At 37.7% G+C, this 15267-nt stretch carries 11 protein-coding genes and 1 pseudogene; 4 read left to right on the plus strand and 8 right to left on the minus strand.

Annotation, left to right across the window (positions count from 1 at the left end):
* Nucleotides 1-423: 423 nt before the first annotated feature.
* From F607_RS33060 to F607_RS0119700, 4 genes and pseudogenes are all read right to left on the minus strand, one after another.
* On the minus strand, nucleotides 424-858 hold the full coding sequence (locus tag F607_RS33060; protein WP_084611339.1) for an EamA family transporter: 435 nt from the start codon (nucleotides 856-858) through the stop codon (nucleotides 424-426).
* A pseudogene (locus F607_RS36155) lies at nucleotides 741-1217 on the minus strand (EamA family transporter); the annotation flags it as partial. The pseudogene F607_RS36155 and the gene F607_RS33060, both read right to left, overlap by 118 nt.
* 104 nt (nucleotides 1218-1321) lie before the next feature.
* Entirely contained in the window at nucleotides 1322-2026 is a 705-nt protein-coding gene (locus F607_RS0119695) for a hypothetical protein (protein ID WP_027709462.1), read from the minus strand.
* A gap of 645 nt (nucleotides 2027-2671) precedes the next feature.
* Nucleotides 2672-4012 (minus strand): S8/S53 family peptidase, encoded by a 1341-nt coding sequence (locus tag F607_RS0119700; RefSeq protein ID WP_027709463.1) that lies wholly within the window; start codon nucleotides 4010-4012, stop codon nucleotides 2672-2674.
* A gap of 417 nt (nucleotides 4013-4429) precedes the next feature.
* Between F607_RS0119700 and F607_RS0119705 the strand changes: the two genes are divergently transcribed.
* The gene (locus F607_RS0119705; protein WP_027709464.1) at nucleotides 4430-5971 is read left to right on the plus strand and encodes a methyl-accepting chemotaxis protein; all 1542 of its coding nucleotides are present in this window, start codon (nucleotides 4430-4432) and stop codon (nucleotides 5969-5971) included.
* Nucleotides 5972-6057: 86 nt separating this feature from the next.
* Here the strand turns inward: F607_RS0119705 and F607_RS30655 are convergent, their stop codons facing one another.
* Nucleotides 6058-8283: a M14 family zinc carboxypeptidase gene (locus F607_RS30655; protein ID WP_051311657.1), complete on the minus strand. Its 2226-nt coding sequence runs from the start codon at nucleotides 8281-8283 to the stop codon at nucleotides 6058-6060.
* Nucleotides 8284-8910: 627 nt separating this feature from the next.
* On the opposite strand from F607_RS30655, the gene F607_RS0119720 reads away from it, so the two are divergent.
* On the plus strand, nucleotides 8911-9648 hold the full coding sequence (locus F607_RS0119720; RefSeq protein WP_027709465.1) for a substrate-binding periplasmic protein: 738 nt from the start codon (nucleotides 8911-8913) through the stop codon (nucleotides 9646-9648).
* Between the two features lie 39 nt (nucleotides 9649-9687).
* Here F607_RS0119720 and F607_RS0119725 read toward each other — a convergent pair whose 3' ends face one another.
* The 3 genes from F607_RS0119725 to F607_RS0119735 are packed head-to-tail and all read right to left on the minus strand — an operon-like array spanning nucleotide 9688 to nucleotide 12970.
* Nucleotides 9688-10098 (minus strand): hypothetical protein, encoded by a 411-nt coding sequence (locus tag F607_RS0119725; protein ID WP_027709466.1) that lies wholly within the window; start codon nucleotides 10096-10098, stop codon nucleotides 9688-9690.
* Between the two features lie 9 nt (nucleotides 10099-10107).
* A complete protein-coding gene (locus tag F607_RS0119730; RefSeq protein WP_027709467.1) occupies nucleotides 10108-11298 on the minus strand; it encodes a porin in 1191 nt (396 codons plus the stop codon).
* A gap of 52 nt (nucleotides 11299-11350) precedes the next feature.
* Entirely contained in the window at nucleotides 11351-12970 is a 1620-nt protein-coding gene (locus tag F607_RS0119735) for a methyl-accepting chemotaxis protein (RefSeq protein ID WP_027709468.1), read from the minus strand.
* Nucleotides 12971-13350: 380 nt separating this feature from the next.
* Between F607_RS0119735 and F607_RS0119740 the strand changes: the two genes are divergently transcribed.
* Together F607_RS0119740 and F607_RS0119745 are read left to right on the plus strand one after the other, a co-directional pair.
* Nucleotides 13351-14367 carry an ABC transporter substrate-binding protein gene (locus F607_RS0119740; protein ID WP_038291880.1) on the plus strand — a complete coding sequence of 339 codons (1017 nt, stop codon included), beginning with the start codon at nucleotides 13351-13353 and terminating at the stop codon, nucleotides 14365-14367.
* Between the two features lie 345 nt (nucleotides 14368-14712).
* The gene (locus tag F607_RS0119745) at nucleotides 14713-15075 is read left to right on the plus strand and encodes a hypothetical protein (RefSeq protein ID WP_027709470.1); all 363 of its coding nucleotides are present in this window, start codon (nucleotides 14713-14715) and stop codon (nucleotides 15073-15075) included.
* Nucleotides 15076-15267 lie beyond the last annotated feature (192 nt).

Raw genomic sequence — 15267 nt, forward strand, 5'->3', positions numbered from 1 at the left:
CAAACAAAAACCATGATATGAAGTAATTCTAACCTATTGCTTCTAATAGCTTATTTTTAGCTGTCAGGTGTATCCAATAATGGCCAAAGTCGAGTGCTATAACAATGTTAGTTAGTGTAGAGCATAAAATCAAAGTACGAATAATACTTCATATGACTTTTTTATTGCTTAAGGGCATCTCGAATAAAGGTTTTTACTGAAGCCCTTTTACCCGAAGTCTGCATAACGCCCATCGAACACGCCGTAAATCCGCCCCTTGAGGTTTGATTGCTGCACTCTTGCGGCAATCAGTTCGACATACGTTACCCAGCCTTTGCTTTATTAGTCATACGCCAGAAGATCACAAAATTATACGGGATGATTAACTCTGGGAAGAATTGTTGCATTATCATGATAATGCAACAATAAGTGGGTTTTCAAAAACTAATGGTTTACCTTGACAGGTTGCTGGGCCATTGATCTCAATACCAACAACCCTGATATTATTGAAAAAGCTATGGCAATAATATAACTCAACAATAACGGCTCCTGAAAAAACAAAACTAGCCATGTTGTCGATAGAATAGGCGTCAAAAATACTACAGGAGCAACTTTGGTGGGATCCACTTTTGCCAGTGCGGTTAGCCACAAGATATAAGACACGCCATTAATAAGAACACCATTAAGCACAATCACTAACCACGCTTCCTCAGAAGGAAGTGAAAAGTGACCCCATTGAAATAATGTCAAAGACGAAAAAATCAATCCCCAAAAAATAAAAAGAAGGTCCCTGTAAACGAATCTATTTTCTGATACTTTGAAAGCACTGAAAAAAGCGCAAAGCATAAGGCTCCAAGAAATACAACCAGTAATACCCATGGACTATTCACCTTGATAGAAGTCAAATTGCCTTTTGTAATAACAATTACTACCGACAAAAAGCCTAATAGTAAACCCGCTCCTCCAAACGTGGTGAGCCGTTCACTAAAAAATAGCAACGTAATGACCGTAATAAGAATTGGCCAGGTATATTGAACAACAAGAACTTCTACCCCATTCGTTACCGCATATCCGTGATAAAGACATAAGTAATAAAAAAAACACCCCAAAAATCCTAATGGTGCACACAGAAAAAACTGACGAGCACTTCCACCTATCATTATTTTTCTATTTTTTAACAAAACAAATACGAACACAACAACCGAAGAAAGTACATTGGACCAAAATAGAAATTGAAAAACATCAAGTGAATGCTATCCTATTTTGGCCACAATAGGAATTAAACTCCATGACAACACACAAAGAAATGCAAATACTATCGCTAATTTTGCCCCCGTCATATTCATTGTAATAGCCTTACCATATGAAACAAATAAAACACGTTAGTACTAAAAGTTTTAACCACTGAGAACCCTACTTGACCAGCCACATTTTGAATATAGTCGCAAGAATAGGAGCTAGACTGAAAGTCATTACAGCAGAATGTATAATGATTAACATCATCAACTTCCTGGGCTATATCCAGCCCACATTTTTGATAATATGCGCGCCTTATTGAGTTAGCCGGCTCCCCTGTTTGAAAGGAAGAAATCACAATATCCATTCCTATCATATAATATTTTCTTAAAATATTAGTTATATTTTCAACATTACCAATGAGATTAAATGGAAAAAGGCATAGTATGCGTTCAGAATGATTAACTTTATCATTGAGCACTCCGTCAATATCAACCAGGCTCCCGCGTAAAAAGGATGCAGTTGACTTATGACATTGTGAAAAATAATGTTTTGATTGTTCTTCTAACTTTGTTCTGATATCAATACCAATATACTTCACGTTATTCATTGCAGCCGTTTCAAATGACCTTACTTTGTCACAACCTATTTCAATAAGTGTTGTATAAGATTGATTTGCTAGAATACCTGAGATAAAGGCTTGCTCATGAGCAAGATAGCGTATGATATGATCATCAAAATTATGCGTACTCATAATCTCATGACCAATATTGCTTTGATAGTAAGCGGTATTATCCAATAGTCTTGGCATGGTGCCTCCTTGCATTAGCTTTTTAACTTTTTATAACGCTCCTTCTTATTGTTTTACTGTTTGTTATTTTATTGTTTTGTTGTTTTGCTGTTGAAATATTCACACTGGAAATTGTTAAAAAACAAATTTGAATATACTGTTATAGCCAAACACTCTTTATTTTAAGGTAACGGTATACTCTTCATTATTAATATAACCATGTCTAAAATTGATTCTTTGAAAGGTATATATAGTAGATGAGATCTGCAGCAGAAAGTAAAGCGTTATTAGTTAATGAGTAATTTTCTACTTATTACCACCTTTTATAGCACTTCTGAACTATTGAGCTAACACATTAGCCTATACCCAAAACGAAGGGTTTTTAGGGGCGGTGGTCAAGAGTGCTGACAACAAACCCTACTAATGTGTCGGGAGCACATTAGAACAGCTTCGCTGGCCCGTTAGGGTGAGCGCTATGGATAGCGCCCATAAAAATGATTCGTGAAGGGTATATTTGACAAGCAGAGAAATCGCATATAATTAGCCTTGAACCCTTCCTTGGAGACTTGATTTCCGCATCCTTGCGGAACGCATAAATTAATTCATGCATTGATTGGCACAATCTTTACCCATAACAAACTGTTTTTATATGCGATTACCCTATCGCTAAGGGTTTACAAGAAAGGTCAATGCTTTATCACCGTTGACTAGCCCTAGCCCCGACTCTCTGCTGTCAAGTACTGAGCAACGTGCCGTTTGTTTAAGTGCACCAACAATACGCTCTATGCCGTATGTAAACTGGCCAGCCTTCTGTTGTTCTGCTTGTAAAAGCAAAGCAATCACTGCGGTAAGCTGTGGCGCCGCAAATGAACTACCAGACTCATAGTTATCGGTCGCCCAGCTATACACAGCCTCTGCAGGAATACCAAAACTTTGGTATGCAACTAAGTTATTTTGGCCTGGTATGGTTGCTGATAACGCCACCTCATCAGCAAAAGTGTTCAGGTTGATCGCAAATACTAAATTACTGGCATACTTTTCATACTCAGCTGAAGAAACAAACGTTTTAATAAGTTGCAAATCATACGCAAATAAATTGCCGGTATCAGACAAACCTAAACGTTGTCGTAAAGGCGTTACACTTCCGTCAAGGTCTGTTCCCGTATTACCCAAAGATTTAATAACAATTTTACTGACTAATGTCTTTTTTAATAAAGTCGCAAACGTGGTATCTAACTCTCCCTCTTTTTCAGCAAATCCACGACTCATATTAACAATCAGTACATCATTTCTTGTTAACAAATAAGTCATCGCTTGGTTATATGTCTTTGCTTCGGCACTAATAGGAACAATCGTGGCATGCGGTGCAATGGTTAAAATAACATCAATGACACTATTTCCATGATTTAGTGACACTGGGTTACCAAATGCCTGGACAGGCTCAATATGCGCTTGAGGGTAATGGGTTCGTTGCTTGTCGAGCAGTGCAGGCTCAAATACATCAATCACAGCAATTGTGATACCATCTCCTTGATATTGACTAGTGAGCCATTGCGACTCAAGGTTAAAACCTGGATGATACTGAGAGACCAGGCTATTGATTGACGTTTTAAATTGTGTCAACGTATGCAACGCTGCTTGCACAGCGTATCGATTTTCTGCTTGGTATGCTTCTGTTTCAAAGGAGAACAACAACTCTACCATGTTTTTAAACTCAGTAATTTTATTTCCCCACTGGTGCATATTGAGTTTATACATTAAATACCGGGCTTTTTCCTGTCCACAATACTTATCAAGCTCTGCACCTTCATATGTAGAAACAAGAGATGATACGTCGTCTTCTCCTGGCCAGTGAACAATAGTTTTTAAGTCTGAAACGGCCTGCTTGACTTTATCAACTTGGTTAAGATCCGCACGAACAACAAAAGATAAGCAAAAGACAAGGATTCCTATAACGGTAAAATTATTTAACTGAAAAATACGCTTATGCTTTAGCTTGTTATACATCTGATTCCCTAATAATTATTAATCAATGAATGTCACAATATGCAACAAGTGTATTAGGTTACGTTAATAAAACATTAACCCTTACTATTACTGCTTGTATACCCTTCACGAATGATTTCTAGATTTTGTTGTCAGCACTCTTAACCACCAAGGATGGTGGAAATGCAGTTTATGCATAATGACATGGATGTCATATAGTAGAGCAATGCAGGAGCTATTGCCGAGGAGCATTTAACTGCCACCCCAATCACCTATTAATATAGACTCATGGGGCTTCGTCACTTGATGGCCGCACCTAAAAACCATTCGTATTGGGTATATTTAGCGACATTGTGTTATACCTGCTAATGTCCTTTATAACAAGGAAGCTAAACGTACACTCTGACTGAAGGGTGTTGTGCTAAGGAATAAAGCAAAATGAACGGAAAGTCATTATTTACCATTGACGAAGAGGTCACTTTCGATCCCTCAGAAGAACTTGTATCAACAACAGATACACGAGGAAAAATCACCTATGCCAATAAGAGCTTCTGCAGTGTATCCGGATACAGTTTCGAAGAGCTGGTAGGAAAACCACACAATGTTGTTCGTCACCCTGACATGCCTAAAGCAGCCTTCAAAGACCTATGGGAAAAATTAAAAGCAGAAAAGCCCTGGCGTGGTTTAGTGAAAAACCGTTGCAAAGATGGTCGCTACTATTGGGTTGACGCATTTGTCACTCCAGTTTATGAAGATAACCAACTCATAGGCTATCAATCTGTTCGCAGCCAGCCTAAAGCACAACATGTTTTAAGAGCAGAAAAACTGTATACTAGGTTAAACCAAGGCTCAACACTATCACAATGGTATAATAAACCACACATAAAGTATGCTTTGCTCGCTGCCACTTGGTTAATAACAGGGATCATAACCTATAATTTATCGTTACCCTGGTTACAAGTGTGTATATCCCTCATTTTACCCTTTATTATCTTTAGACATGAGCTATTCACAACTCCTGCTTTTTTATACAAAATAAAGCAACAGTACGATAGTGTGTCCCGTTTTGTTTTTTGCGGTAATAAACCTCATTCCATTGCTGACTTTCATTTAAAACTACTTGAAGGGAAAGTCAAAACGATTCTTGGTCGAGTACAAGACAGCATGCATACCATGCGAGAAGTGGTTGAATCGCTCTTATCGGCAGCACAATTAGCACAGGAAGGCTCAGAAACAGAAACCAAAGAGTTACATCAACTTGCGACAGCAACGGATCAAATGTCAGCAACTATCAGTGAAGTAGCTAAAAACACTGAACAAACCGCAGAAAAAACGCATCAAGCTCATGAAGACTGCGACCAGACCAACCATGCGATGGCCAAAACAGCTAAACTCATTAACCAGTTAGCACAAGAAGTAGAATCCTCAGCCGATGCCAGCAAACATCTGGCTACCAAAGCAGAAAAAGTCAGCCACATTATGTCTGAAATACAAGGAATAGCTGACCAAACTAACTTGCTTGCTCTTAATGCAGCCATTGAAGCCGCTAGAGCAGGTCAACAGGGGCGTGGTTTTGCAGTTGTAGCGGAGGAAGTCAGAGCCTTGTCTCAACGCACACAAAGTGCAACAGAACAAATTCAAAGCTCAATAAAAGATATTCAGGACACCCTACTCAACTGGGCGACCAAAATGAACAGTGAAAAAGAAAATGCCCAACACTGTGTTGAAGATGCAATCAACACCCAAGAAAGAGTGCAATCAATTTATCAGCTTGTAACAGATATTACAGAGCTTACAACACAAATATCCACGGCAGCAGAACAACAAAGTGTAGTATCTCAAGAAGTCAGCCAAAATATAAATAAAATAAGTCATGCCTCGCAAAGTAATTTAGAACAGGCCTCTATCGTACAACAGCAAGCCAATTCGCTCGAAGATAAAACAAATAAGCTCGCGATGTTAACTAAGGCATTTGGCTAGGACCTAATACACTTGATAAAACGGAGGTACATCCACCTCCGCTCTTTGGACCCTGTAAATATTTCTTTGCCAATAACACAGGGCTATTACAAACAGCCTCGCGACTTTTTTGAACGAATTTCAACCGTGTAATCTTCTACTTCTCCATAGCTGAAGCGACCACAAGGGCTAGGTGCATCTTTATAGCGCATGACAACTCTCATTCGTGTTTTCATATTCTCCTCCTGATGAGTTATTGCATTACTACTAACCGTAATGACGCCTCGTTGTGTTGTTGTGGCGCTAGAACCTGGGTCAAAGACCATTTCTCCACTATCTGCGAAATCTCCATCACGATTAAAATCAATCCAAATTCGCCAGTACTCACCATAAGCGCGTCCTGCAAAATCAGGTGTTAAGGTAACTTCATTACGACCCAGCATAAGAGGTATAGTTTTACCCGTTTTAAGCTCAGTAAAGTCACTATAATGTGATGCGCCTGATGTATGAATAAACTGACCCACCTGAACCTTACTAATCCACTCATCACTGCTATTAATACTTTCTGCTTTACAATAGTTAATATTAGGACCATCCGTTATTGGCAGAAATATAGCTGATACAGCCCCCCAGTTACCATCCGCATCCTGACTTCGTACATACAACATGTGCTTACCAACAGGTAATTCACTGGTATCCACTATTCCAGAAACAGCTTCTGTTTTCTCATCGAAACGACCATCTACGGCCTGTAAAGGGACAGCGGTTGCTCCATTTTTCCATGGAGGTACATTAATGTAATACTCTGCAGCGCTAATTGCCTGAGTGGGCTCAGTACCATTACGCCGACTAAAACGCGTATCAGTAACACTTGCAGAAAGAGTCACAGGTATGCCTTGACTCCCTCCCTGAGTGGAGAAATCATTGTTAACCTTAATAGAAGTCACATCAGGTCCAGAAGGAATCATATAGGGAGCTCGTACTACTTTTGCTGCATAAATTAATGCTGCTAAATTGTCGGGTAATATTTTACTTTCAAATGTTGAGCACGATTGAAAAAACTGAGTCCCAAGCTCAAAGGTAAATGCAGGTACACCTAACTCACCATAACTAATACCATCACTGGTACCATCTGTCGGATAAAGACCGATCGACTGCTGGGGCATATAACCATTAAAAAAGGCAAATTTTCTGCCAAGCGTTTGCAACTGCATACCATTTGGCGCTGTATTACGTGTTGTACCCCATGGCCAAAGCACTAGCTCACTGTAGCTATGAATATCCAAATGCAAACCCATAGTATCTACAGGTGCAGCATCATCGTTATCAGGACCACGTCGATCTGGGAACAAGTTACGCACGTAGCTTTCAATTGCTTTTATTTCAGGCTCAGATGCAGGAGAAGAACCACGATAAGTTTCATTGCAGGAATTACCACTAGAGCCACCACTCACAGTATTCCAACTAAAGCTAAAATTTCTGTTTAAATCTGCACCACGATTACTACTGGTTGCGCCACAATAATTTTGATTGGTATTTTTGCGCCAATAATTACCTGACTCCGCTTTTTTACGACCATCAGGGTTCGTCATCAACATCAAATGAACCTCATGGTGGTCCAATATCCAGGTCGCATCGGCATCCTCTCCATAGCCTTCCAATAAATGTCGAGCAAAGGCTAAATTTAAAGGTGCTGTAGTATACTCCCGTGCATGTATTGCGCTATTAGCAAATAAAATCGGCTTGAGTTCTTTGGCATTTTTATTTGTTAATTTTAATACCTTTATATCATACCCACCTTTTCCTGCAGCCTTTTCCCAGGAGTTACCAACATCAAGCCACTCCGCTAATGTCGGGTAATTCTTGGTGAATGCTTCTACCGCTTGGAACGTCTCCTCAACCGTCTGATAACATGGATAACCAGGGATACCTGACATTAAAACGTGTCGCTCACCCCGCTCAGAAAGTATTTTTCTTTGCTTTAATTGTTGCTGTATTGCCTGTAGCTTACGATCACGTTCAGCGACCCATTGTTCTGCTGACTCAAACGTAAACCCATAAACCTTCAACTTATATTTGTCCTCATTCGTTAACTCCATAATCATATAGCCAGACTTGTAATCTGTTTCTAATAGTTGGCCATGAAAACTAATCGCCGCTTGTCTGGCCAGTAACTCATTAGGAAAAAAAACTTTATAAATTGTTTCCTGTTGATCAATAATTCCTTCATGATCAGCATCCCATAATGCAGACTCTTTAGCTATAACACCCTCCACTAATAACCATGATATAGGCAATACACACCATATACTTTTTCCATTTGGTTTGAACATTTTTTCGTCCTTGAAAAATTGAAACTTTTTTGTACAGCTTTTACTCAACGAATATAATGAATTCGACTAATAATAATCTTAAGGAGTCAAATTTGTGATATATGCTTATATATCGTTTTATAAAAGCTGACTGTCAAGCAAACAGCTAATACCCTTTTCTAACCGAAAAGTCACTCAATATATACCCTTCACGAATCATTTTTATGTGCGCTATCTATAGCGCTCACCCTAACGGGCCAGCAGCGCTGTTATGTCAGTTAAAGTGGCTACTGCAAGTTTCACAGCAGTAAACTTGCCCAGGGGCTTCATCGCTTGACGGCCGCCCTCTTGTGCCCTTGGAGTATAAAAACCCTTCGTTTTGGGTATACATAAGAGCATTTATACAGTTTGGTCAAACAGTTCCGATTCTTCAACCAGCGAACTTTAAGAAGCTTTTTATCCTGCAACAAATGACATTATGAATAATCACATACTTAGAAGGATTACCATACAAAACGCATTCTGGATTTAAGGAAAAAAAAATACCATACTTCAAACAACTTTCATTGACTCTAAATCCATATGCTGCTCATAAAGAAAGTAAATAAATTGGTATTCAAGCGACTTATAGCATCATTTTTTCTTTCTATGATGTCATTGAACACATGGTCAAATGCACCACTATCTTTAGCTGCATCCCATAACTTTCCACCTTACAGCTTTTTAGATGAAGAGGGAAACCTATCAGGAATTGATATTGAAATTGCTAATGAGATAATGAAACTATCTGGCATCCATTTTTCTATTGAACTTAAGCCTAGGTCAAGAATTGAGTACTTGATAAAAAATAATAAACTAGATGGTATCATCACTACTACCCCCTATATTACAGAAACATTATCAAGCAGTATGTGGTTCTCTGCTACACTTTATAACACCACATTATCCCTTTTTATTAATCCTAAGAAAAAAGAAACATTTAATCAAAAGCTCTCATATAACAAAGTATGTCAGAGGGCAGGCTTTTTGAATGGCTCGATTTTAACCTCACCTGAGTTTTCCTCAACAAGCTTTATCGATGTTCGATCCGTCAATTATGTAAGCCAACTGGTTGATCTATTAACACTGGACCGTGTAGATTGTGTTATTGCTGAGGATATAGCTTTTATTTACCAAGCCAAGGAAATGAAAAGGCAAAATCAAGTATTACTTATAACAGAAATCACTGATAGAAATATTTTCATTGGTTTACAAGCATCGACAATTAAAAATCGCCCTTCATTACCTATAAAAATTGATAATACAATAAAAATTTTACATAAAAAGCAAATCATTGATGACATTATTATCAAATATTTAAAACTCCCATTAAAGAAAGCAAATTAACTGCCATTCCATGGCCTTCAAACAAGCAGAATATCCTTGCTAAAATTTATCGACCAACTTTACCGTATCATCCATATCTCCCGAAGGAATAAAACCAATATAATTTGCATCACTTGCAACCAGCTTTTTTACCTCACTACTTGATTTAGCTTCTATCATGGGTGCTGCTTTACCTGTAAAAACTAAACGAGACCAGTAAGATAAAAACTTTCTCGGTGGCTTATCCACCACTTTAAAACAAAACTCATCAAACACTTCCGTTGAATGATCAATTGTTACAAGCTTTGCCTGACTTCCACTGGGAAACGCAATTTTTTTACCTAAAAAAAGCTGTTTAACATAACTAGCATCAATACTATCACCGAATGAAGGATTCACAATGACCGATATTTCTGCATTGGCAAGTACACTTTGCACACAAAATAGTGTCCCCAATATTAATTTTTTCATCTTCCCCCCTTAAAACACAAAATTTGCTGATATTGAATACAAAGGTGCATCAACCCTAAAAACACCGTCTTCTACTTTATAATCGATGTAATTAAAATCAAACTTCAGTGCCGCACTTCGATGAAAGTCATACCTAACACCAACAGTATACTGCTTAAAGTCCTCCTCCGTTTGCTGAATAATCCCTTCCAGAGTATCTCTTGGTGCACCCGGGGGTTCTTTATCTAATATGCCATATTGAGCATCAGTATCAAATTGTTCATAAGTAAGGTGGGGGGTAAAATCACCAATCGTATAACCAACAGAAATATAGTAAGCTAATGGGTTTGTAAAGTAGCTATCATCAACATCTGACTTAGTCACTTCTGCCACCGCAAAAAAGTTATCATAGTCAACACGTAAGGAAATACTTGCAAAGAATGCATCATCTGCATTGATTTCCGTCGCTTTTGAAGTCTCTGTGGTCAACGTTGTTGATGGCCCTGGTGGAGCAGGTGGTGCACCGGGTGGAGGAGCTGGTTGCGCCAATATAGCTGTTAACGCTGGTGCTGCAGTAAACGGAAAAGAGGCTTCTGCTTGGAAATACGAAAATCGTAGTGTATACCAGTCACCACTCAACCCCCATGATCCACCCCAAAGGTGTTTCAGATCAACACTCGTTTCTGAGCCTCCAAAATTGATGCGTTTATTTACTTTTCCGTAGAATAAATTGACCGAGGACATTAGATCCCATACATCAGCAGTATGGGTTACAGTCACTCCATCTAAATTCTTAAAAAGAGGTGCATAAACGCTAACCGGTGGTCGTACCCAGTGGTATGCATACCCCACATCAACGACATCACTGTATTGAAAAAAAGGTGTTCTAAAGCGCCCGCCTTTAAAGGTCCAGTCACTATTAATAATATATGTTAAGTATCCCCATTCAAATTCTGCATCCCAATCATCGAAACCTCTTGCGACGATTTGTGCTGTCCCAGACAACCCATCTTTAAGGTCCGCCCTAACCTGCAAACCAAATAGTGACTCCTGCTCAAAGTCTACATCATCATCTCGAAATCCTCGGTAGGGTCTTTTATCATTAAAAGTACTCACACCCGTGACCGTTCCAAAACCGCCAATATCTACTCGATCAATCGCAAATAAACTACCAGAACATAGCAGTAGCGTACTACAGCTATAGCATAATATTTTATTCATTTTTCACTCCAATGGACTTCTACTTATTTACCCCAAAAATAAAAAATCACTCTTATAATTTAAACTGATCTGTTACCTCCTTAAGTTTTCGTGATATTTCTTGTAAAGAATGGGCTGTTTCATCCACCATGTTTACGGTTTCAGAAGCAGATTCAGCATTACTTTTAATCCCCACGATATTTTCTTTAATAGAAGAAGATACCTGTTGTTGTGCTTCTGTTGCATTTGCAATAGCTGCATTCATTTCAGCAATCATTTCAACTTTTTCTGCAATTGTGTTTAATGAGGCCCCCGTTTTTGCTGCCATTTGTACACTTTCTGAAGCCTGTTCCTGACTGTCTACCATTGCATTCACTGCTCGTTTTGAAGCACCTTGTAATTCTTCAATGACTGACTGAATTTCCTTAGTAGACTCTTGTGTTTTCGATGCTAATGTTCTTACTTCATCGGCAACCACAGCAAAGCCTCGTCCTTGCTCCCCTGCTCTTGCTGCTTCTATAGCTGCGTTTAACGCTAGCAGGTTAGTTTGCTCAGCAATACCTTTAATAACATCTAAAATACTTCCTACATTTACAGTGTAATTTTCCAGTTTGGTTATGACTTCAGAGGCTTGTTCTACATCATTAGCCAAAGAATTAATGATATGTACTGTTGAGTTGACAATCTCACTGCCACTTTTTGATTCTTCATTCGCTGAGTTCGTCTCTTCCGCAGCACTCAATGCGTTCTCAGCAATACTTTTGACATTACTGAGCATATGGTCAATATCATTAGATATTTTATCTGTTGCTGATTTTTGCTCAAAAGCAATTTCAGATGTTTTTGATGTCATTTGACTCAGGTCACCTGATAGTGTTGCTAAAGGCTCAAACGACTTAACAATCTCAGATATGGTTTTATGAAGTTTGTTCATAAACACATTAAACCAATAAATTAACTCGCCAATTTCATCTTTAGTTTTCTGTTCAATTCTTTTTGTTAAATCACCTTCTCCTTCAGCGATATCTTTTAATGAGTCTCTCACTAATGAAATATTTCGGGTAACCAACATAATTACGCTACCTGAAATTAAAATTATAAGGAAAATTGATATACCCGCAGTGATTAATGTAACAGTAAACACTTCTTGTGATGCAGTATTAGATTCTGCAATGGTTTCTTCAAAAGCTTTAAGTGCCACAGCACCAATCAAAGAAAACTTTTCTTGAGTTACCTTTAGTAAGTCTTGCATTCCCTTAACTTCAGATGCAATATTTGCCATTTCAATTTTCCCCTCCACCATTCCTTGGGAGACATAGGCCGCTTTTATATAATACTCATCAATTGATTTTCTGGTTTGTTGTATCAAAACTGACTTATCAGGCCACTTTTTTTCTTGCAAATCGATATCAGTAATGATTTGTTTATACGTTTCTTCTGCTTTTTGTAAAGGCTCTTCCTCTCCGATTGAGACTGCAGTATTAAATAATTCTTCCAACCTGCTGATCCGGTACAAATTTGTTTTAGACGTCTGCACCAAGGGGAAATATACATCTTCCACTTCATTTAATCTTTTAGTATTCTCAACATTTATTGAGTAGATAACAATTAAAACCATTAAAAATGAAATTACCGTTACTGCTGGTATAACAGTAATCTTCGTTTTTACTGACATTTTACTTACTATATTCATTAAAAAATCACTTCTTACGGAACGAAGCAGAGACTTTTGACTACAAATAAACTATTCATAAAAAATTACAATACCGACCAACCAATAAACACCAAGTTTTTATTTCAAACAACTGTCAATTTGATAGTAGCAATAACAACATTGAATGCAAAACTTTCTGACACACTTTCTTATCTATTAGGAGCATTCATTTTTTCATTACCAACTTGACTAATGATAAGAAATTTTAGTTACGATTCTGTAAAGAAACCCTATAATAAGCAATGTAATAACCAAAGTCCTGTCAAAAAACACTAACTACCAAGTTACATCATTCTTTTATGAAGTATCATTTTATAATTTTTTTTATCCTTTCATATCCACTATCCTTATGTAGTGCAATGGAGTGTATTTTTATTAACCCAAGTCCTAAAGGTGAGATCTTCTGGGATAAAGTAAGCAGTGTTATGCTTGCTGCAGCTGCCGACTTAAATATTAAGCTTACTATAGAATATGCGGATATTGACAATCGTAAATATTTAGCCTTAGCCAAAAAAATAGTAAATCAACACAAATCCGTCGATTATGTTTTATTTATTCATAAAAATATAACAGTCACTAAAAAACTTTTAGACTTGTTTGAGAAACATAAAATAAAGTCTATCATGTTTAACACCCAGCTTTCTGAAGAAGAGTATCAGCTTTTAGGATCACCTCAAAATCACTATCAATACTGGTTGGGTACAATATCACCTGACGATACTCAAGCAGGATTTATACTTGCAAAAGAACTTATTGAACATACCCAACGTAAATACCCAAATAAAAATCAGCTAACTTTATTGGGTTTAGGAGGTAACGAAACCAGTAATCCGGCGATTCAACGCAAAAAAGGATTAATAAATGCTCTAGAACAATATCCTAATGTTAAGTTAACTCGTTTTATTCCAAGTCAGTGGTTTTATGAGTCAGCTTATGAGCATACCAAGTATATACTGAGACGTCATAAACGCGTTGATATTATCTGGGCGGCTAGCGACTTGATGGCTATGGCTGCTTTACAAGCCATTGAAGAAGAGGGACTAAAACCTGGTGAGGACACCATTATCGGAGGTATTGACTGGCTTCCAGAGGCAATATCAACAATTAAACAAAATAAAATAACAGTTTCAGTTGGTGGACACTATCTTGAAGGTGCTTGGGTGCTCATTAGTGCCTTTGACCATCACTATATTAACTCCCCCATTGGTCTACAGCTCACCCAAATGTACCCAATCACTCCAGACAATATCAATGCAATTAGTCATAAAGTATTGAGTGGAGACTATTCTACTGTCAGCTTTTCTAAATTTAGCCGTTTTTTGACAGGTAATAATCCTCAAGGAAAAAATGAAATAATTTTCATGATCAATCCTTAATAACTATACCCACAGCAAGAGTATTCCTTCTCTAAACATGTGACTTCTCCGCAAAAAATTACACACATTAACATAATTTAAAAAAAATAGTCTTGATATATTCAACTAAATTCAGCTTGTTACAGTATCAAGAGTTGTGACCTGGATTATCTACTTCTTGATAATATGTGTTATTTCGTGAACAGCTGCCAGCTTCCAAGCTAATTTGCTTGGAAGCTTATTCAGTTTAATTTACCCTCTTTCTAACCTTAAAGTAATGGCTCTGTTTGGCTGTTTCAAATAACCACTTGACTACTTTGAATACAGTTAAATGCTCCTTAGTAAGATGGACTTAACAAAAGACTTATGGACTCAATAAAACATATAGCTCAAACCAAAATGATTCACTTTGTGGTCAATAACAGCGTAACCATGTTACAAGATGAACTATCTTTACTGTTAACTAAATTACCCCCCGAAAATATTAAAGACGACATAAAGTTTAAGCAAACTGTTTTAGCGGTCACTCACTCAAGTATTAATAAACGTTTCTCAAAAATTGTGCGATTTATTGACAACTTTGATCAGCTCTTTGAGCAAGCGATGTTTTACCTACGTGATGAGTTATTAATCACTAAAAACAAACCAGTTAAAGATATTTCTGTGGAGCCATCCCGTTTTTGTTGGGCCTTAAAAAGGGGATTTCAGAAAGCACTGTTTCCCAATTAATAGGCCAAGCTAATCATATCTAGGCTTATCTATACTCTTCGCGAATGATTTTTAGGCTTTGTTACCATCGCTCTTGACCACTAAGGATGGCATTTAATTACCCGTCAGTAATAAAGAAGAGTCGTTAAGCGTAATTGATTGGTACAAACAGCGTTGGAAAATTGAAGTTTACTTTAAGGTTTTAAAGTCTGG

This window comes from Zooshikella ganghwensis DSM 15267, assembly GCF_000428585.1.
Classification (GTDB): domain Bacteria; phylum Pseudomonadota; class Gammaproteobacteria; order Pseudomonadales; family Zooshikellaceae; genus Zooshikella; species Zooshikella ganghwensis.